The organism is Verrucosispora sioxanthis (assembly GCF_010560025.1).
Taxonomy (GTDB): domain Bacteria; phylum Actinomycetota; class Actinomycetes; order Mycobacteriales; family Micromonosporaceae; genus Micromonospora; species Micromonospora palythoicola.
Genome location: NZ_SAIY01000005.1, coordinates 245,727 through 263,713 on the forward strand (window position 1 = coordinate 245,727; position 17,987 = coordinate 263,713).

The 17,987-nt window shown below is 67.9% G+C and carries 15 protein-coding genes; 6 read left to right on the forward strand and 9 right to left on the reverse strand.

Annotated elements, in window-relative coordinates; all coding sequences use genetic code 11:
- Positions 1 to 22: 22 nt before the first annotated feature.
- The 9 genes from ENC19_RS16840 to ENC19_RS16880 all read right to left on the reverse strand — a co-directional run bounded on the left by ENC19_RS16840 (position 23) and on the right by ENC19_RS16880 (position 9,646).
- On the reverse strand, positions 23 to 1,327 hold the full coding sequence (locus ENC19_RS16840) for a glycosyltransferase family protein (protein WP_164448111.1): 1,305 nt from the start codon (positions 1,325 to 1,327) through the stop codon (positions 23 to 25).
- Positions 1,324 to 2,490, reverse strand: coding sequence for a radical SAM protein (locus ENC19_RS16845; RefSeq protein WP_164448112.1), 1,167 nt, complete (start codon positions 2,488 to 2,490; stop codon positions 1,324 to 1,326). The genes ENC19_RS16840 and ENC19_RS16845 overlap by 4 nt, the downstream gene beginning before the upstream one ends.
- A gap of 38 nt (positions 2,491 to 2,528) precedes the next feature.
- Positions 2,529 to 3,425: a glycosyltransferase gene (locus ENC19_RS16850; RefSeq protein WP_164448113.1), complete on the reverse strand. Its 897-nt coding sequence runs from the start codon at positions 3,423 to 3,425 to the stop codon at positions 2,529 to 2,531.
- Positions 3,422 to 4,528, reverse strand: a complete 1,107-nt coding sequence (locus ENC19_RS16855) for a radical SAM protein (RefSeq protein WP_164448114.1) — start codon at positions 4,526 to 4,528, stop codon at positions 3,422 to 3,424. The genes ENC19_RS16850 and ENC19_RS16855 overlap by 4 nt, the downstream gene beginning before the upstream one ends.
- A gap of 331 nt (positions 4,529 to 4,859) precedes the next feature.
- Positions 4,860 to 5,756, reverse strand: coding sequence for a hypothetical protein (locus tag ENC19_RS16860; protein WP_164448115.1), 897 nt, complete (start codon positions 5,754 to 5,756; stop codon positions 4,860 to 4,862).
- 88 nt (positions 5,757 to 5,844) lie between these two features.
- Positions 5,845 to 6,450, reverse strand: a complete 606-nt coding sequence (locus ENC19_RS16865) for a GNAT family N-acetyltransferase (protein WP_164448116.1) — start codon at positions 6,448 to 6,450, stop codon at positions 5,845 to 5,847.
- A gap of 11 nt (positions 6,451 to 6,461) precedes the next feature.
- A complete protein-coding gene (locus tag ENC19_RS16870) occupies positions 6,462 to 7,118 on the reverse strand; it encodes a GNAT family N-acetyltransferase (RefSeq protein ID WP_164448117.1) in 657 nt (218 codons plus the stop codon).
- A gap of 13 nt (positions 7,119 to 7,131) precedes the next feature.
- On the reverse strand, positions 7,132 to 8,625 hold the full coding sequence (locus tag ENC19_RS16875; RefSeq protein ID WP_164448118.1) for an APC family permease: 1,494 nt from the start codon (positions 8,623 to 8,625) through the stop codon (positions 7,132 to 7,134).
- A 40-nt stretch (positions 8,626 to 8,665) separates the two neighbouring features.
- Positions 8,666 to 9,646 (reverse strand): GOLPH3/VPS74 family protein, encoded by a 981-nt coding sequence (locus ENC19_RS16880; RefSeq protein ID WP_235944846.1) that lies wholly within the window; start codon positions 9,644 to 9,646, stop codon positions 8,666 to 8,668.
- Between the two features lie 877 nt (positions 9,647 to 10,523).
- Here ENC19_RS16880 and ENC19_RS16890 point away from each other — a divergent pair.
- The 6 genes from ENC19_RS16890 (at position 10,524) to ENC19_RS16910 (ending at position 17,876) form a co-directional block, all read left to right on the forward strand.
- Positions 10,524 to 11,891 carry a helix-turn-helix transcriptional regulator gene (locus ENC19_RS16890; RefSeq protein WP_164448119.1) on the forward strand — a complete coding sequence of 456 codons (1,368 nt, stop codon included), beginning with the start codon at positions 10,524 to 10,526 and terminating at the stop codon, positions 11,889 to 11,891.
- Between the two features lie 15 nt (positions 11,892 to 11,906).
- Positions 11,907 to 12,845 (forward strand): aminoglycoside phosphotransferase family protein, encoded by a 939-nt coding sequence (locus ENC19_RS16895; RefSeq protein WP_164448120.1) that lies wholly within the window; start codon positions 11,907 to 11,909, stop codon positions 12,843 to 12,845.
- A gap of 30 nt (positions 12,846 to 12,875) precedes the next feature.
- A complete protein-coding gene (locus ENC19_RS30320; RefSeq protein WP_235944847.1) occupies positions 12,876 to 13,595 on the forward strand; it encodes a DddA-like double-stranded DNA deaminase toxin in 720 nt (239 codons plus the stop codon).
- The gene (locus ENC19_RS30325) at positions 13,582 to 13,800 is read left to right on the forward strand and encodes a hypothetical protein (protein ID WP_235944848.1); all 219 of its coding nucleotides are present in this window, start codon (positions 13,582 to 13,584) and stop codon (positions 13,798 to 13,800) included. Before ENC19_RS30320 ends, ENC19_RS30325 begins: the two co-directional genes overlap by 14 nt.
- A 295-nt stretch (positions 13,801 to 14,095) precedes the next feature.
- Positions 14,096 to 15,844, forward strand: a complete 1,749-nt coding sequence (locus tag ENC19_RS16905; RefSeq protein WP_328824274.1) for an Hsp70 family protein — start codon at positions 14,096 to 14,098, stop codon at positions 15,842 to 15,844.
- Position 15,845: 1 nt separating this feature from the next.
- The gene (locus ENC19_RS16910) at positions 15,846 to 17,876 is read left to right on the forward strand and encodes an AfsR/SARP family transcriptional regulator (protein ID WP_309245952.1); all 2,031 of its coding nucleotides are present in this window, start codon (positions 15,846 to 15,848) and stop codon (positions 17,874 to 17,876) included.
- Positions 17,877 to 17,987: the final 111 nt, after the last annotated feature.

A 17,987-nucleotide genomic window follows, 5' to 3' on the forward strand; every position in this document is an offset into this window, starting at 1 on the left:
TCACAGTTTGTGAGTTCATGGTCTACCGGCGCTCGGTTTTCCCGATGCCGGAGCCTCCTTTCACAAGGTTGGTGGCGCCGATGAGTCCGCCGATGCCGAACAGCACGGTGGCGAGGGGGCAGGTCAGGACACGAATCACACGCCGCCGCAGCTTGTCTGGCGCACCGAGGGTGCGGTCGGTAGCCACGAGTTGGGCGAGGTAGATCACGGCGACCGCGGCAGCCACGAGTTGGAGGGGCCCGGATGCGAGGCACAGCGTGGCGAGGATTGCCGGGGCCGTGATGGCGCAGCCGAGCCATTCGCCGGCCGAGCCGAGTGCGGAGGCTGCTTGGAGCTGTGCGCGTGTGCCGGGCTTGGTCGACGGTTGGCGGAGGTAGCGCAGGGCGCGGGCCGGTCCGAAGAACCAGCGCGACGCCTGTTCGACCTGGGTCGTGATGGTGTCGGGGACGGCAGCGTGGTCGAGGCTGGCGACTGGCACCATCTCGGTGTTGTGCGATCCCAGGTGGAAGCTGTACTGCATGTCCTCGATGGGCGAGCCGGCCGGCAGCGGGTGGTCCAGCAGGAACGACAGCCGGACGCACAGTCCGTGTCCAGTGACGTGGGCGTAGACGTATGAGCAGGCTGCGCGCTTGAGCCGTCCTACGTTGCTGGATCGGTTGATCAGTCGGGGGATCTCGAATCCGAGGACGAAGCGGTTAGCGCGCAGCGCGCCGCCGTCGCACACCGCCCGAGTCAGGCCATGTAACGCCCCGTCCTCGCGGTGGGTGGGCGCGCGTAGCTCGAACCGAGACGACTGGTGGAACACGTGTGCGTTGGGATTGACGGCGATGGCGGCTTCGAAGCGGGTCAGCGCGTCGAGTGGTGGTCGTGAGTCGGCGTCGTAGCAGACAAGGTACGCGTCTGCGGGTGAGTCGTCTGCGAGCAGAGTTGACGCGCAATGGTTCGCTGCGAAGTTCAGCTGATCGCCCTTGAGCCCGCTCGGGTGCGGATAGTGCAGGTGGGTGAACCTCCCGGAGGTGGCGAGTTCCTTCACCATCGTCGCGGTGTCGCCGTCCGGCGATGGCTCGGTGGTTTCCCGTGCGGTGGTGACGATGATGACGTGTGCACGGTGCTCTTCCGTGAGGCTCACCATGTGCTTGATCGTTTCGGCGATGATGGCGGTCTCTCGCAGAACCGGGATCACGACGAACAGGGCTGGCTTTTCTCCGGCCGCATCCACCGTCGCCGGATGCGGCGCGGCAGTCAGGAACGCCCTGGACCGCACGATCGCGGTGAGTATGAACAGCTGCCGCACCAGGATCGTCAGCATCACGACCGTGGCGATCATGAGCGGCTCGGGCGTTGCCGTTTGACACCGGCTCTGCTGTCATCGCCCACGGCGAGCCGGGTCGCGGCAAGCGATTTCGTATCCACTCCCCCGCTATGCTCGCCTGTGCCCGTGTAGCGGATCTTGCGCTGCTGCTTGACGAAGTGTGTCGGGTCGTCGATTAGCGGCTTGTCGTAGGGGCGCGCTTCGTCTGCGCCCCATCGCGTGACGTACTGGGCATGGAAGCCGTCGCAGACTTGGCGGAGCGCGCAGTCGCCACAGGCCGGGACGTGGACGTAGTGGTGGCGCTGCTGCTGCCTGCGTGAGGCGTCGAGGTACCACGCCGGGTCTGGCTCGCCTTCGTGTCCGGTGTCGTACCAGGAGTTGTAGTCCCATTCGTGCGGGTCGTAGGGCAGTTGATAGCCGGTGTAGACGTGTGCTTCGTGGCCGGGTAGCTGGCAGGGTGGCATGTATCGGACGTTCGCCTCCACGCCGAGCGCGGTGCAGCGGTCGATCGCGCGGGCCAGATGAGGGGCGATCTCGGAGTGCCGCGCCTGGAAGGAGATTTCTGGGTCGGCGGTCCACTCGAAGTAGGGGTTGAAGGTCAGGAAGTTGACGACACGGGCGCCCGTCTGGCCGGCCAGCTCCGCGATGGCCTCCAGCTCAGTCAGGTTGTCCTTGATCATTGTGACGTTGAAACGGAACGGAATCCCCAGCTCGCGCAGGTTGTCAAGTGCCGCGATCTGCTTGGCGTAGTTGTCTCGGCCACGGCCGTGGATCTCCCGTACGGTGTCGCCGATGCCGTGGATCGAGACGAGGAAGTCGTGGATGCCGGCGTCGGCGAAGGCACATGCGTTGTCCATGTCGGCCAGTCGCATGCCGTGGGTGATCATCGTTGGGCGCAGGCCGATGTCAGCCGCGTGGCGGACGATCTCCAGCGCGTTGGGGTGCAGGGTCGGTTCGCCGCCCATGAAGTCGACAAATTCGTTGTGGTAGAAGTAGCGGAACTTGTCGAGGGCGGCCCGCGCCTCGGTGGGTGGCATCCATGCCTTCGCGTTCAGGGCGACCTTTTCGTCGTAGCAGAACTTGCACCGGACGTCGCAGGTGAGCCCGAGCCACAGCACACCTCGGCGGGTGATCTGCCGTTGCGTGGTCCAGTCGGTCGCCAGCGGTGCTGACCTCATGAGCTGTCTCCTCGTCTGCCGTCAGATTCGTGGTCTGGTCACAGGTAGAGCTGTCGGAATCGGATGGCCCCTTCGACCTCGCCCGTGAGCACTCCGACGGCCTCGATGAGTTGAAGGATCATCCGCGAGGCAGGGCCGACATCCCCGCGTACGAGTCGTACTGCCGCGCGAGGGCTGTCGAGGATCGCTTGCGCGGCACGCCGGAATGGGTACGGGTCGAACACGCCCCGCTTGCCGGAGTGCTGCTTGTACTTGGCGAACAGGAGCACCTGGTACACCGCGTAGAACCGAAACCGGCGGAAGTGCGCCCGCACCGTGGGCCGGTCCTCGTGCCACACCACCGCGTCGGCCACGATCGCGGCGCTGCTGCCCGTCAGGCCGAGCTTGTAGCAGATATCCACGTCGTTGCCCGAGCGGAGGTCTTGGTCGAATCCACCGACCTCGCGCAAGCGGGCGGTCACGAAGCCCGCGTTGGCCCCCGCCACATACGGCAGGTGCAGCGCCGGAAGGTAGTTGAGCCTGTCTTGGCCGTTGACGATCGTTATCGCGTGCCGCTGCGTCCAGGTCGTCGGCGCGTACGGGCGGATCACGCCACCGATCACCGACGCCGGCCCTTCCTCAAGCGCCGCCGTCATACGCTCGACCCACGGCGGATCGACCACACAATCCGCGTCCGTGAGCAGCAAGTACCGGCCACGCGCCACCGCCAGACCGGCATTCCTCGCCGCCGCCGAGTTCGCATCCGGAAGATGCACGTACCGGATCACGTCCCTCGCAGCAGCCAGGTCACCGAATCGCTGGCTGCCGTTCTCTACGACGATGACCTCGTACCGGTCGCGCGGCAGGCTCTGGTGCCGCAAGCTGTCGACAAGGCGGTAGATCCGCTCGTCGTCCTTGACCGGTACCACCACGGTGGCGAGCAGGTCCTCGGTCATGGGCGGAACTGCCGGCACATCTTGGGCACGAGGCCGAGGGTCATGTTCCGCGGCGACGAGCACCGCTGACAGAACGGGATGCGCTTCTCACGGAACTGCTCGAACGCTTCGCCGGTCCACACCTCGGCCAACGGCGTATCCATGACGTTGCCGACGACGCCGACGTGCGAGATCTCCACCAGGCAGCACGGCAGCGCCGAGCCGTCGGGCTCGATCAGGGTGTAGAAGTCCGGAACCCGGCAGGCCGCCTTGACCGACGCCGTGTCCGGCCAGTAGATGCCCTGGGCGTAGTTCTCGTCCGAATTCTCCCGAGAGAAGAAGGTACCCATCACGTACTCGGCGTTGGCCTGGACGATCTCCGGCACGTCCTTGGCGCGCAGCACCGCATGGATCGCGGGCACGACCTGGTCTCGGAACTCGTTGATCTCCGGCACGGTCAGCAGCGATGCGCCGGTGTTGTCACCGTATACGTTCATGAAGTAGATCGATGCGATGCCGGTATCCACGCAGTGGGCGACCAGTTCGGGGATCTCCCGGAAGTTGTGCCGGGTGATGACGCACATATAGTTCATGCGGAATTCCGGGGCGTCCGAGCCTGCCTCACGCACCACTTCGATAGCCTTCATGATCGCGGGCAGGGCGTTACGGACGCCGCGAAGCTTCTCGTACCTCACCGGGTCCAGTGTGTCCACAGAGAAGTTCCACGCGCCGAGCCCGGCATCGATGATCTCCCGTGCTTTGTCGACCGTGACACCGGTGCCGACCGAGTTCATGAGAACAAATACGCCGGGATGCCTCTTCGCTGCCTTGATCACGTCGATGAGGTGGGGGTACAGCAGCGGGTCGCCGCCGCTGAGCTGTAGCTCTTCCATCCCCAGCGCGGCAGCCTCGTCAATCGTGCGCAATGCCACGTCCAGGGGCATGTGCCCTGGGTTAGGCATACGGACGCCGGCCTGACGAGGTACGACCTTGAGAGCTTGCTTTCGCTCTGCGACCATCCCGGTGTAGAAATCCTGCCGAAGATCGCAGTACGGGCATTTGTGGTAGCAGTAGACGGTGGGCTTTAGCACGAACTGCTTGAGCTGGCGAGCATGTGTCTGCATCGAGAACATCTCCCGTCGCTGGCGCTGGCATCGACCCTTACATCTATGTACGACCAATCGTGATCACTGTTCCGGTGGTCTCGGCGGCTCGATCAGCGGCGAATCGCGCATCAGTCATCTGCGCTACTCGCTACTCCCTTCGGCGCGGATTGGTCAAACACCTTTCTGACTCGGAACGGACGGCCAACATCGGCGTTCCAGCCATGTTCCGCCGTCCTGACCCGGGCGGCCGGCGGCAGCGGGACGGGGGATGCCCGCTGCCGCCGGCCCGGGGACCGGCCGCCGTCCGTTGCCGCGTCCTGCGGCCGGTCGAGTAGGCGCCGTACGGCGACTACCGGTGTGGACTGCTGAGACGGACCGGGATGGGCTCGGGCGGTACGCCATCGGCGTCGGTGTGACCCCGCTGGAGGATGAGGACGGATGAGAACAGGCCCGACTGGGGTGCGGCGATGCGTTCCTGGGCGGCCAGCAACTCGCCGGTGACCGGGTCGATGATCAGCGTGGTGGTCGACCGGTCGGCGAGCACCCGGAAGGCGAGCCCGGCTCGCCCGGCGAGGTCGCTGGTGGTTCCGCGGTATTCGATGCCGGGCACCGACGCCAGGACATGCAGGGCCGTCGTCCGTTCGTTCTGGGCGAGGTATTGGCTGGTGGCTAGGCCGATGAGGCCCCAGGTGAGCAGTCTCGGGTAGGCGGGTTCGGTCGCCAGTTCGGGTGGTGCGAGCAGCCCAGCGAGGGTGGTCGGGTCGGTGGGCAGCGGTGTGGGCAGGTACGGGTGCAGATCGCCCTGGTGTTGGGTCGTGATGGGCGAGGCTTTGGCGAATAGGTTTCGCTCCTCGGGCGTGGGCTGGTGGTCGACGCCTCGCACGTCCGGTGCGCGGCGGGTGACCTCGCGTCCGGTGCCGTCGCCGTGTCGCCAACGCCGCAGGTCCTCGCGGCGGATCGCGCCGCTGCTGCGGGTCCACCTCTGGAGGCGCAGGTATTCGTAGGGCAGGTTGGTCGTGCTGTCGGCAGGGACTGGACCGATGCCGCTGGCGATGGTGGCGAGGCGTTGCTGCGGGGTGAGACCGGGTGCGGTCGCCGCAGGTGCGGGCGTGGCGGCGGGCTGCTGCCCGCCGAGCGTCGTGGGCGGTGCGGGTGCGGGGATGGCAGGTACGGTGTGGCAGCCGGCGAGCAGAGCACTGCCGAGAGCGGCGGCCACGCGGCCGGCGGGTGCGGTCAATCGGAGCATGGGCTTGGTGTCTCCTTGCTGTGGTTGGTGTGGCCCCGAGGGCTGCGCTATTGAGGCAGCCTCCGCGACCGGACGTCGAGGTGACGGTTCAGCCGGCTGACGTGGTGAGCGGAACTGGTCGGCCGGCGCGACGTAGAGGCCACAGCGGTGGACCGTCGGCGAGGCGCAACAGGATGCCTGCGTGGTAGCCGTGCCTGGTCAGGAAGTCCCGAACCGTGGTAGTGGCGATGGTGTCGACCGGATAGCCGAGCTTGTCGGCCCGCTCGTGGTGGTGGGCGAGCAGCGCCTGACCGATGCCGTGGTGGCGAGCGTCAGGAGCGACGTGCAGACAGGCGAGCCAGTGGTGCGGGGCACCGGAGCGGTACCGGCGGGCCAGGGCGTAGAGCTGCTGGAAGCGGGGTAGGTGTCGGCCGGTGAAGGTACTTAGGTGATAGTCGGACAGCGGTGCCGCCTGTGGCGCTGGGTGGTGCCGCCATACGGCGACGGCCGTCATGTCGAGGGCGATGTCGACATGCCCCCACTCCACGGCATGGTCGACCTCCATCGCGAGCAAGCCGTTGAAGATGTGCTGCCGCTCGACCGGGTCGGCGACCAGCCATTGCGCTACCGGATCAGTGGCGACGGCGTCGGCGAGCAGCGCGGCGATCGTGGCCACGTCGCTGGCTTCAGCGGATCGGATCGGTGTGGTCGTCACGGGGCCGGCGGTCACAGTGGCCGCCGACGTGGCAGGGTGCGCGGGAACGGAGTCCGGCCGCTGCTGGTGGGGGCGCCGCGCCACATTCGCCAGATGATGGGCCCACCGGTGGGGAGCACGATGGTGGGGCCGGCGGTGTAGCCGAGGCGGAGGTAGAGCCGCCGGTTGCGCATGTTGGTGGCTTCCAAATATGTCGGCAGGCCGAGATCGTCCAGGCGACGGTGATAGTCGGCGAGAAGCGCAGCGCCGATACCGCGGCTCTGCTGTACCGGGTCGACGGCGAGGTAGGCGAGGTAGTGGTGCGGCTCGTCGGGGTGGAAGGCGTCGAACATCTCCTCCAGCAGCACGAACTTCGGCGCATACGCCCCCGCGATGTGCTCCAGTACCTCCAGCCGTCCACCCGTGTCGGTCGAGGTGCGTTCGAGACGGGGGTACCAGATGGCCACGGCCGTCTGGTCGCCGGTGGTGTAGACCTGCCCGTGGGCCAGGCCGTGGTGGAAGGCGTCGGTGAAGTACCGGTAGTAGACGGTTCGCCGGTCGGTCGGGTCGGGAACGAGCCAGTCGGCGACGGGGCCTTCGTGGAACGCTTCGGCAAGGACGCCGATCAGTGGTCCGGCGTCGGCTTCGGTGGCGGGGCGGACGAGCAGATTCTTGTTGCTGACGGTCACAGCAGCTCCCTGGTCAGGCGGGTTGGCGAACAACATCGGGGGCACGCAGCGGACCGGTGTCGCTGTCCGCGCCCAAGCCGATCGCCGCATACACGTCCGGATTGGTGGTACGCCGGACCAGCGCCCAGGCGATGCCGAGCAGCGCGGTGACGGCGTACGCGGCAGGGAACGCCCAGCGCAACGGCGAGTCCGGCGCCACACCGAGAAGGGTGTCGAACTCCCGCAGGGTGACGGTGAGGATCCCGCTGAGCGCCGCCGAGGCGATCCCCGGCGCGATCACCGACCGCCACGCTCCCTCTGCATGGGTGGTGCGGGCGAAGAAGCCGATCACGGCGGCGGAGGTGAGGGTCATCAGGATGAGGACGCCGAGGCCGCCGGTGACGGTGATCCAGAAGAACAGGTGCACGATCGGGTCCGCCCCCGCCAGGGCGTAGCCGACCAGCACGGCGAAGGCGAGCCCACTCTGGACAAGGGAGCCGACCTTCGGCGCGCCGGTCCGCCGACTGGTGCGACCGAACGCCGCCGGGAGCACCCGTTCGCGGCCGAGGGCGAACAGGTACCGCGCCACGGTGTGGTGAAACGAGAGCAGGGCGGCGAACAGGGAGGTGATGAACAGGACCCGGGCGACGGTGATGACACTCTGGCTCAGGTACGGCGACACCAGGTTGAAGATCAGGTCGGTGCCGTCGGTGCGGGCCGCCTCCACGATGCGGTCGGGGCCGGTGGCCACGGACATCGCCCACGCGGACAGCCCGTACAGCAGACCGGTCACCGCGACGGCGATGTACGTGGCGCGGGCGATCGTGCGGCGCGGGTCCTTCGTCTCCTCCGAGAACACCACCGTGCCCTCAAAGCCCACGAATCCGGTGATCGCGGTGACCAACGCGGCACCGATCCCGGCGGCGAACACGTGCGACGGGGCGAGGGTGTCGAAGGAAACCGTTCCGTCGGCGGGGTGGGTCACCATGATGGCGTCGAAGGTCAACGCGACGACGCATTCGGCGATCAGGACGACGGCGAGAACCTTGCCGTTGAGGTCGATCCGCGCGACCCCGAGCGCGGCGACGATGGCCCAGACGGCGAGGGCGCACATCCACCAGGTGAGCTGCCAGCCGTACCGGTCGTTGAGGAACTGCGCGGTGACCGCGCCAGCACCGCCGTACAACCCGATCTGCATCGCGTTGTACGCGAGGAGGGCGACCATGGCGGCGCCGACCCCGGTGGGGCGACCGAGTCCCCGGGTGACGTAGGTGTAGAAGGCACCCGCGTTGACGATGCGGCGGGACATGGCCACGTAGCCCACCGCGAACAACGCCAATACGGCCGCTACCAGCAGATAGGCCACGGGGATGCCGGTGACGCCGGTGACCGCGTACCCGGTGGTCGCGCCACCGGCCACGACCGTCAGCGGTGCGGCGGCGGCGATGACGAAGAACACCACCGACGGGATACCGAGCCGCCCACGCGCGAGGACAGCGGACACGGTGTCAGGTTTCGAGTGCAACATCGGTTCTCTCTCAGCGAAGAGGGATGGATAGGGAGTTGGCTCAGGAGGTGCGGTGGCTCAGCACGGCACCGCCGACGACGGCACCGAGGTCAGCGAGGAGATCGCGCAGCGGGGCAGGGACCTGGTCGACCTGGTGGCGCAGGAACGCGCGGACAGCGAGTGGTGTGCCGTCGAGCAGGATCGGATCAAGCTGCGTGTGCAGCGCCAGGCCCGCAAGGGTTTGGTCGAAGGCGGTCAGCGGGTGGTAGTTGCGCAGTTGGAAGGAGAGCCGTGCCCACGACCAGGCGGCCGTGTTCACGTCGGTGGGGACGTAGACGGTGCGGTGCCGCCACAGCCGACCGACCTGCTCCGGCCGCAGCAGCCCGAGCTGCCACATCCGGGTGGCCACCTGCTCGCAGGCGGTGGTGGCAAGGAACGCCAACCACGTCCGGGTCGCCGTGTGACGCGGCTCGGCCACCAAGCGGTCCAGGACAAAATGTTGCAGCCAATCCTTCGGCGGCGAGGCATTGAGCACCCGCACATGCCGGCCCTCGAACGTGACCCGACCCTCCCGGTACAGCTCGGCCAACAACGCGGCAGCCAAGCCGTGCGCCGTCGCCGACTCGAACAGGCGCGGACGGCCGGTCTGGTCGTCGTGGGCCAGATAGAAGAACTCGTCGGCAAGACGCGTGGTGGTGTGCGCGGCGGCGCTGCCGACTGCGCGCACCGGCCGGGCCGGCTCTCTTGGTGCCTGATGCTCGTACAGGTGGGGTGCGTGATCGTGGGATGCGCCGGAGGGTGGGGTGTTCACCGCGGCTGACCTTCCTCGGTCGACTTCGTCAGAGGAGATGGGAAACCCGAGCTGCCGGAGGAGCTTCCGGCCGCCGGGGTGGCGGGCCAGTTCCTCGATCGCCCAGGCGTGTTGCCGGCATCCACCGGTCTGGCAGTGGAAGCAGGTGCTGCCGTCGCGGTGCTGGAGCGCCGTGTTGCGCGCCGCCTCGAAGCGGTCGACGGGGCGGTCGCCGTCGTCGGTGCTGGTCATGAAGTGGGTATCCGGCGGTGCAGCGCGGCCACGCTGACCCGTATCTCCATGCACGGCGGGTGCCGGTCGACGTGTGGGTAGTCGCACTCCGGACGGTGGCCGAGGATCCAAATCCACTCGTCGCTGCGGTTCGGGAGATCGCGAACGTCAGCGACGGTGACAACTACTGCGGTGCCGGGGGTGAGGTCACGGCCGTAGGACCAATCGTTCGCATCGAGCCGCAGCAGCGTGCCAGCCGCGACCTCGGGGAGGGGCTGAGGGCTCCGGGTCACGGCCGCGTCCTTCCCACGCCCCGAGCGCTGCCCGGGCCGCTGCTCAGCGTCGGCCGTTCTGGGCTCGCCCGACGGGTTTGGCAATGCCTGGCGAGGTCGGTTGCCACGGCGGTGTCGTCGCTGCGGCCGTTGAGCGTTGGTTCGCCACTGTCGCGGTACAGCGCCGCCCCTTCACAGCCGAGGCCGAAAGGCTTGAACGACTCCTCGCCGCTGGGGACGAACCACTTGACGCGCACTGCCTTCACCTTCCTGAGTAGCTTGAGATGCGCGGCCGGGCCCTCCCCGGCACCGCCCGCGCACCTGACCGATGGGACGCAGTGGCCGTCGCCGATGGGTCGGCGGGGCACTGCACCGGCTTGCTCGTGGCCTCCGACGAGTCCCTGGCCTATTGGAGGGGGTCGGGGCCAATGTGGAAGCGGTTTGACCATGGCAACCGGTGCCGGTGGCATGGAACCCGCCCGGCAGGTCAGACCGCCCGGATTAGCTTGGGCTGCGGCGGACGACTAGCGCGACTAGTCGCCTTGACTGGTGCGTTGGCGAGTGGGGTGGCTGGGCGATGACTGCCGGTTATGCTGCTCTCACTTCCCTCCGTCGATGGGGCTGTCGTGAACGTGGACCGCTTTTCGCAGATGACGCATCCCGATCAGTCGTGGTGGGATGAGCCGGCGATGCGAAGTGCCCTGGCACGTCGGGACGTAGGTCAAATCTTTATGCTGTTGAACCGGCGTCACGGCATGACGCAACGCCGTATCGCCGAGCTTGCTGGGTTCGCTGCGTCCGAGGTCTACGAAATCACCCGTGGTCGGCAGGTCATGGCATACGACGTCCTCGTGCGAATCGCAGAGGGACTGGGCATACCGCGCGCCTTGATGGGCCTCGGATACGGGACAGAATCGGCTCAAGAACATCATCCCGAGCCGCTGCCCCTAGCTGAACCGGAGCACCGGAAGCAATTCGTTGCCGCCCTGGCCGGCTTCGCCGTTGGCGGCTCACCAGACATCGAGGCGTGGCTCCCCCGGCGCGGTGAGCGGCCCCTCTCAGCGCCGGAGGTCGTGAACCCGGAGGCCATCGCCACCGTACGGGAAATTACTCAACGGCATCGAGAGTTGGATGCCGTGTATGGCGGTGGCTCGTGTCGCGACTCGGCGCGGGGCTACCTGGCATGGGCGAGCTGTCTCACCCGTAGCCGCTGCCAAACCCCGCAACTGTCTGTCGAGCTACATGCCGAGCTGGCGGACTTGCACAATCTTGTCGGGTGGATGTCCCATGACCTGGGTGAACACATGGAGGCGCGCCGCCATCTTGCCCAGGGGCTCGTCTACGCCCAAAAGGCGGGTGATTCAACGCTGATGGCGGACGCCTATTACCGTCTGGGCCGAGTAAGCATCCACCAGGGCAACCCCGCAGAGGCGCTGCACCTATTCCAGCTCGGCCAGATCGTTGCCACGAACTCAAACTGCCTGACTTCAGTAGCGATCCTGCACGCGAACATCGCCTGGGCCCACGCCAGAATGGGAAACGCGCCTGCGATGCGCGACTCACTGGCGCGCGCTCGTGACGAAATCGGCAGAGCCGACACCGCGCAAGCACCCCAATGGACACGGTTTTTCTGCGAGCCAGCCGACCTGGAAGGAATGTCAGGAGTCGTCCACTCGGCGCTGGCTCGCTATTCGCAGTACCGCAAGCAACACGCCGCCCTCGCGCTGACCCACGCCGGCCGGGCGTTGGAACGGCGAACCGAGACGTCACGCAGTGGCGCGTTCGACCACGTGACCATGGCGCTGGGATACGCGCTCCTCGGAGAACAAGACAAGGTCGCACCCCACGCACAAGCAGTCCTGGATGCCGCGCGGCATGTGCGATCCCGGCGACTGCTCGACCGGCTCAGCGACGTCGCGGACGTCATCGAACCGCGCCAAGACAAGCAGTTGGCGGAGGTGGTGACGGCCATCCGGGCACGCGTAGCCGCGTGACCTAACCTGGCGGGTATGTCGACCACCCTGACCGCTGAGGCTGCCGACGAGATCCAGCGGGGACTCGACGCCGTCCGCCAGCAGGCCGGACTCGCCTCCGGCGAGGCACACCTCATGCGGTACACGATCAACGCGGTCTATCGGATCGGCGACAGAGTGCTGCGGCTCTCGCATGGCGAGGTGGCACGAGAGCGGGCACGGCGGGTCGTCCGTGCAATGGCTCTACTCACGAAGCACGAGGTGCCAACGGTCGAGCTGGACACCAGCGTTGAGCAGCCCGTGGTGGTGAACGAGTGGGTGGCCACGGTTTGGCACTACATACCTCATCCGACGCGCCGCCCCGATCCCGTCGAGCTGGCCGAACCGCTGGCGAGGCTGCACGCCATCGCCGAGACACCGTCGTTCCTGCCTCGCTGGTCGCCCGTCGCCACGGCTCGACGCCGACTGGCCGGGCTCGCCAGCCTCCCCGCCGACGAACTCCTGTTCACGCAACAATGGGCGTCCCGAGAAGTCGAGCTATCTCTCGACGACCTCGTGGCACGACTCCAAGCGCGCTGCGAAAACCTGGAGCCCCGCGTTGCGGCTGCCACCTGGGAACTGCCGATCGGCGTCGTGCACGGTGACGCCCACGTGGGCAACGTCCTCGCGGGCCGGCTATGTGACTTCGACTCACTGGCGATCGGGCCGCGCGAGTGGGACCTCGTGCCATTGGTGCACAGCGCCATCCGCTTCGGTGACCCATCCGAGCCGTACGAGAGGTTCGCCGCAGCCTACGGCTTCGACCTCGCAACGTCACCGTCCTGGCCGCTCCTACGGGAGGTGCGCGAACTCCAACTCGTGACCAGCGTGATGGACAAGCTCCCGGGCAGGCCCGAAGTGGCGCAGACCTTGGGCCATCGGCTACGTACCTACCTGGCGGGCGACAATTCGGCAGTGTGGCAGCGCTACCGATAGCGAGGGGCGCGAGGAGGTAGGGCGTTGTCCTTGATCGCCGATGTCGTCGCACGGCTCAACGCGATCCGCGTCGACCTGAGCAAGCAGCGGCAGCAAACCCTAAGCCTTGCCGGCCAAGTCGATGAGGCCACTCGTCGACTGGCCACAGTGATCGGCACCTCCACCAACCCGTACGCCCGAGCGGCCCTCGCCCGCCTCGCCACCGGCGGACAGCGCTTACGTGAGGGGGCGCAACTGGCCCACGGTGCCGAGGAAGCCGTCGCGTCGTACGTCGGCATCATCACCGGGACCAAAGCCGGCGTCGCCGGCGGCGAACCCGCCGACTCGATCGCACCCGCTGTTACCCAGACCCGGCCACAGAAGGCGGCAATCGACGAGATCCGACCCCACGTCGGACGCGATGTCGCCACAGGACGGCTGTACGACACCGACGGGCGACCGTTGACCCCGCTGGTCGGACCCGGGGACACCGGAGCCGGCACAGGACTCGCTGCTCCCCTGCCGTCTCTTCGGTTCATCACGCATATCGAGTCCAACGCCACCGCGCACATGCGCCGACACCGCGTCCGGCACGCTGTGCTCTACACGAACATGCGCCCCTGCCTCGGCGATGACGGCTGCACCCAGAACATCAAGGCCACGCTGCCGGCAGGCTATAGGTTGACCATCTACCAGGTACGCCCCAACGGGGGCGTACGGGTCTGGCTGTTCGATGGAACCGGGGAAGGAATCACCGATGATCCAGGCTGACGAGCACCCCGTCCAGGGCGACGAAGCCGCCGTGGCGGACCTGCACGAGCGGGCCCACAGCCTCGACACCGCCGCACTGACCGCCCACGCGCTGACGCTGGGAATCCGCCCTCCCGATGCGCGGCCCGGCTGGCTCATCGTGCTCGAATACGCCGAAGATGGGGCCGAGCGGGGTCTGTTCTGGATTGGGCCGGACGACCAATAGCCACCCATCGGATCGATCGATGCGACGTGCCGTGAGTCCAGCATCGTTGGCGTAAGTCGGCTGAGCGTAACGCCGGAGGACCGAGTGGTACTCGCCGCCTGATCTGCTTCCGGTGAGTGATCGACAGGTGACGTGAGCGTGATCCTCATGTTTGACTATGTCGATGGGGGCGGCAGACGTTCGGCTGTCGATTGACTGCGGTAGTGCCAGCACCGTGGCGGTGTTGGCGTGGGCTGACGGTCGCGCCTCGGTCCTTTCCTTCGATGATGTGCCGTTCCTGCCAAGCTCCGTGTACGTGGCGAGCGATGGGCGCGTGTGGACGGGACAGCAGGCGTGGCAGGCTGCCGAGGAGCAGCCGGGCAGGTTGGTGCCGAGCCCACGACGGCCTGCCGACGGGGATCTGGTGGTCGACAGGACGCGGGTGGAGGCGGTGGAGCTGGCTGCGGCGCCGCTGCGCCGGGCCGCAGCTGAAGCCGAACAGGTCGCTGGTGGGCCGGTGCGGGATGTGCGGTTGGTGGTACCGGCGGAGTGGGGGCCGCGTCGGCGTACCTGGATGCGGCAGGTCGCCCACCGTGCGGGTCTGACGCAGCCCCGTCTGGTGGAGGCTCCGGTGGCGGTGGCCGAACACTTGGCGGCGACCGGTGTGCGGCTACCGGTGGGGTCGTCGATTGTCGTGTGTGACGTCGGCGCGGGCGCTGAGGTGACGGTGCTACGTCGGCGGCCGACGGGCTTCGAGGTACTCGCGACTCTGGCTGACCCTACGGCCGGCGGCACCAGCGTCGACTCGACGCTGACAGCGACGCTGACGAACGGTCGGGACATCTCGGCTGACGGCATAGCGCCATGGGCTGCGGCGGAGAGCGTACGCGTGGCGAAAGAGGCTCTGATCTCGTACCCGGCGGTCACGGTACCGCTCGCCGACCAGCCGCCGGTCATCGCGAACCGCGCCATGCTCGACGACGCTGCCCGACCCGTGGTGCGACGCGTCGCGGACCTGACGCAGCAAACCATCGCCGCCGCCGAGCTCGCCACCAGCGACCTGGCGGGGATCTACTGCGTGGGCGGCAGCGCTCACCTACCACGCCTGGACTCGGCCATCGCCGAGCAGACGGGGATCACGCCGACCATGGTGACCGAGCCTCAACTCGTCGCGGCGTTCGGCGCTGCCGAGGCCGGTTCCGCGAACCCCGGCACAGCGGCTGCGGTGGACGTGCCGGTGCCGCCGGTGCGCAGAGCTATCGGGATCGCGGTACCAGGCTTCGCGTCGCTGGCGCTGATCTGGCAGTGCATCGTGACCGCCGAGCGCAACAGCGTCCTGAGCCCGCACTACTGGGTCGACTTCAACTGGGGTGGGCTGGCGATGGCGGCCGTGTTCGCCCTGCTGGCATGCCTCGCGGCGGGAACCGTCCTCGGTTCCCTGATCGCTGCGCGCAGCCCCACGCAGGACATCCGCACCGAGGGCGGGAAAGTCAGTATCGGCATACTCGCGGCCGTCTCCCTCGGGGCCGCCATCGCCGGCCTCTACGCGGTGGTCACCAGCCAGTACTTCAACCTTGCCGTCGGTAGCTTCCTGCGCTGGGCGCTGTGGCCGATCGTCCCCATCGCGGTGCTGGCGACGGTAATGGCAGTAGTTGCCGCCCGCCAATGGCGCACGCCGCACGGTGGCTGGTCCGCGCTGCTGGCCGCTCCGACCGGCTCGATCATCGCTGCCGCCCTCGGTATGGGTCTGATCCAGTACTCACTGACCGCTCCCCGATGGCCGCACATGGTGATGTGGGTCGACCTCGCCGGACGGGTCGGCGGACTGCTCCTGGGCGCCGGGATCGTCATGGCGCTCGTGGCACCGCTGATATTCCGCATCATCCTGGCCGCACCCGTTGCGGTGATCAGCGCCGCGATCGTCAGCACGCAGGCCACCGGCATCCTCTCCGTCTGCTACGCCATCGCCGTGGCGCTGTGGTGGGCGGCCCGAGTGTGGACGCGCATCGTCCATCCCACGACCGCCACCGCGGCATCCGTCCGGCCTCCGTTCGGAGGTGGATGAGGTGCGCTGGCCACGGCAGCTGATGTCACTCCTGTTCCTCCTCGCGCTGTTGGCCGGTCCGCCGCTGGTGTTACTGACCCTCATCGGCCCACCTATGAAGGGCTGGCCGAGCACGGCGCAGGTGCGGGCATGGGTGCAGCAGCCGTTGACCGAGCAGACGCTCACCGCCGCGCTGACGATCGCGGCATGGCTGGTCTGGCTGATGCTCACCTACACCGTCGCCGTCCGGATACTGATCCGTCTCCGCGAGACCTCGGCATGGCTGCGGCGGCTTCCGCTGCCGACGCCATTGCAGGCAACGGCCAGCGGAATGGCCGGCGCAGCCGCCTTCGGCGTCACCACCAATGCCCTCCCCACCGCCCCACCGCACCCGGTGTCGTCGGGCCCGGTCACGCTTCAGGACAAGGCCAGCCCGGACGATCACGGCGAGGCCGCACACGATGACGGGATCGGGGTATCCGGTGGCTGGCTGCCCCGCGACGTCGCCGAGCAGGTCGCTGCCGCCGCAGCACTGGTATGGCTACGCCGCCGCCGCGACTACCAACCCGGCCCCGCCAGCCGCAACGATGCAGACCTCGCCCCGCTGCCTCCCACCGTCACCGCCGTGCAGGCCGCGCTCGCCGACAACCCCACCCCACCGACGCCGACGGACGGGATTACTACTGGCGTCGAGGCCCTGCCAGCCGGCGGCGTGGGTCTCACCGGACCGGGCGCGCTGTCCGTCGGTCGAGGACTGCTGGTCACTGCCCTCCTCGCCGGTCAGCGCCATCCCAAGACATCCCTGATCACCACCAAGGCAGCCCTTGCCAGCCTCCTCGGACCCGCCGCAGAAACACTCGGCCGGCGCCTGCCGCTGACGATCATCGACAACCTCGACGAAGCCGCGCAGCTCGTCCACGCCGCCCACCAGGGCGCTTATCCGCACGCCAACACGCAGCGCCAAGACGCCCCGTCAGGTACGGCCAGCCATCGGCGGATCGTGCTGCTCGACGAACATGACGGCGACGAACCCCAGATGAAGCGCCTTGTCGAGGCGAGCGTCGCCACCGCTGCCGTTGTGGTCGCGTTGGGGCAGTGGCCGGCTGGCCCGACCTGGCACGCCGACTCAGCGGGCAACCTGCACCACCCACGCCACACCCATGCGACCGGACCACGGCTGTGCGTCCTGGACCAGATGGCAGCCACCGACCTGCTCGCCATCATCGCCCTGCCCGACCCGTCACCAGCCGCCCCGCGCGCTTCCCTGCCCGACGGAGGGTCAACGGACCTGCGGTTGCCACGACAGGTCACCCGACGCGAACCCCGCCTCCAACCCTCGAAGCCCCGCCAGCGGCTACACCTGCGTGTCCTCGGAGATCCGCAACTCTTCGTCGATGGTGAGCCCTTCGCCGTCCGCCGCAGCGCCGCCCTCCAGATCCTCGTCTACCTCGCCACCCACCCCACCGGCGCCAACACCGCACAACTCACCGACGCCATCTGGCCAGGTCTGCCCCGCCGTTCCCTCACCGGGCGGCTCTATACCGCTCTCAGCGATGTACGCGGCAGCGTCCGGGCCGCCTGCGGCCTGCACGTCATCGACCACGTTGACGACCGCTACCGCCTGAACCCCGCACACGTCGACGTCGACCTGTGGCACCTGAACGCCGCCATTCACCACGCCACCACCACGCACATCAACACCCACACCGCTTGGCAGGCCGTCCTCGACGCCTACCCCGCCGACCTCGCCGCCACGCGCACCTGGCCCTGGCTCGGCCCCATCCGCGAAGCGATTCGTCGACGGATCATCGACATCTGCGTTTCCCTCGCGACCGCGGAACCTGACTCGCACCACACCTTCCAACTACTGCAGGCCGGAATCCGCATCGACCCCTACAACGCCGACCTACACAAGCACGCCAGCCGCGCCCTCACCACCCTCGGCGACCACGAGGCCGCCACCGAACTCCAGGACCACTACCGACAAACCCTCACACGCGCCGGCCTCGACGACACCATCACCCACCATCTCTCGCCCACCATCCAGCAGTAGCCCGTCCGGCTGCCGCTGTGACGCTCGCGGCCCTTCCATGATTCGAGCAGGTCGTTTCAGTAGCCAGCGCACCAACTTCCGACCGCCGCACGTCGCTCCCCGTCGGCCGCC

Bases quoted from the DNA above. Each gene is read 5' to 3' on its own strand.
- ENC19_RS16840 (WP_164448111.1), bottom strand. From the start codon at position 1,327: ATGATCGCCACGGTCGTGATGCTGACGATCCTGGTGCGGCAGCTGTTC.
- ENC19_RS16845 (WP_164448112.1), bottom strand. From the start codon at position 2,490: ATGAGGTCAGCACCGCTGGCGACCGACTGGACCACGCAACGGCAGATC.
- ENC19_RS16850 (WP_164448113.1), bottom strand. From the start codon at position 3,425: ATGACCGAGGACCTGCTCGCCACCGTGGTGGTACCGGTCAAGGACGAC.
- ENC19_RS16855 (WP_164448114.1), bottom strand. From the start codon at position 4,528: ATGCAGACACATGCTCGCCAGCTCAAGCAGTTCGTGCTAAAGCCCACC.
- ENC19_RS16860 (WP_164448115.1), bottom strand. From the start codon at position 5,756: ATGCTCCGATTGACCGCACCCGCCGGCCGCGTGGCCGCCGCTCTCGGC.
- ENC19_RS16875 (WP_164448118.1), bottom strand. From the start codon at position 8,625: ATGTTGCACTCGAAACCTGACACCGTGTCCGCTGTCCTCGCGCGTGGG.
- ENC19_RS16880 (WP_235944846.1), bottom strand. From the start codon at position 9,646: ATGACCAGCACCGACGACGGCGACCGCCCCGTCGACCGCTTCGAGGCG.
- ENC19_RS16895 (WP_164448120.1), top strand. From the start codon at position 11,907: ATGTCGACCACCCTGACCGCTGAGGCTGCCGACGAGATCCAGCGGGGA.
- ENC19_RS30325 (WP_235944848.1), top strand. From the start codon at position 13,582: ATGATCCAGGCTGACGAGCACCCCGTCCAGGGCGACGAAGCCGCCGTG.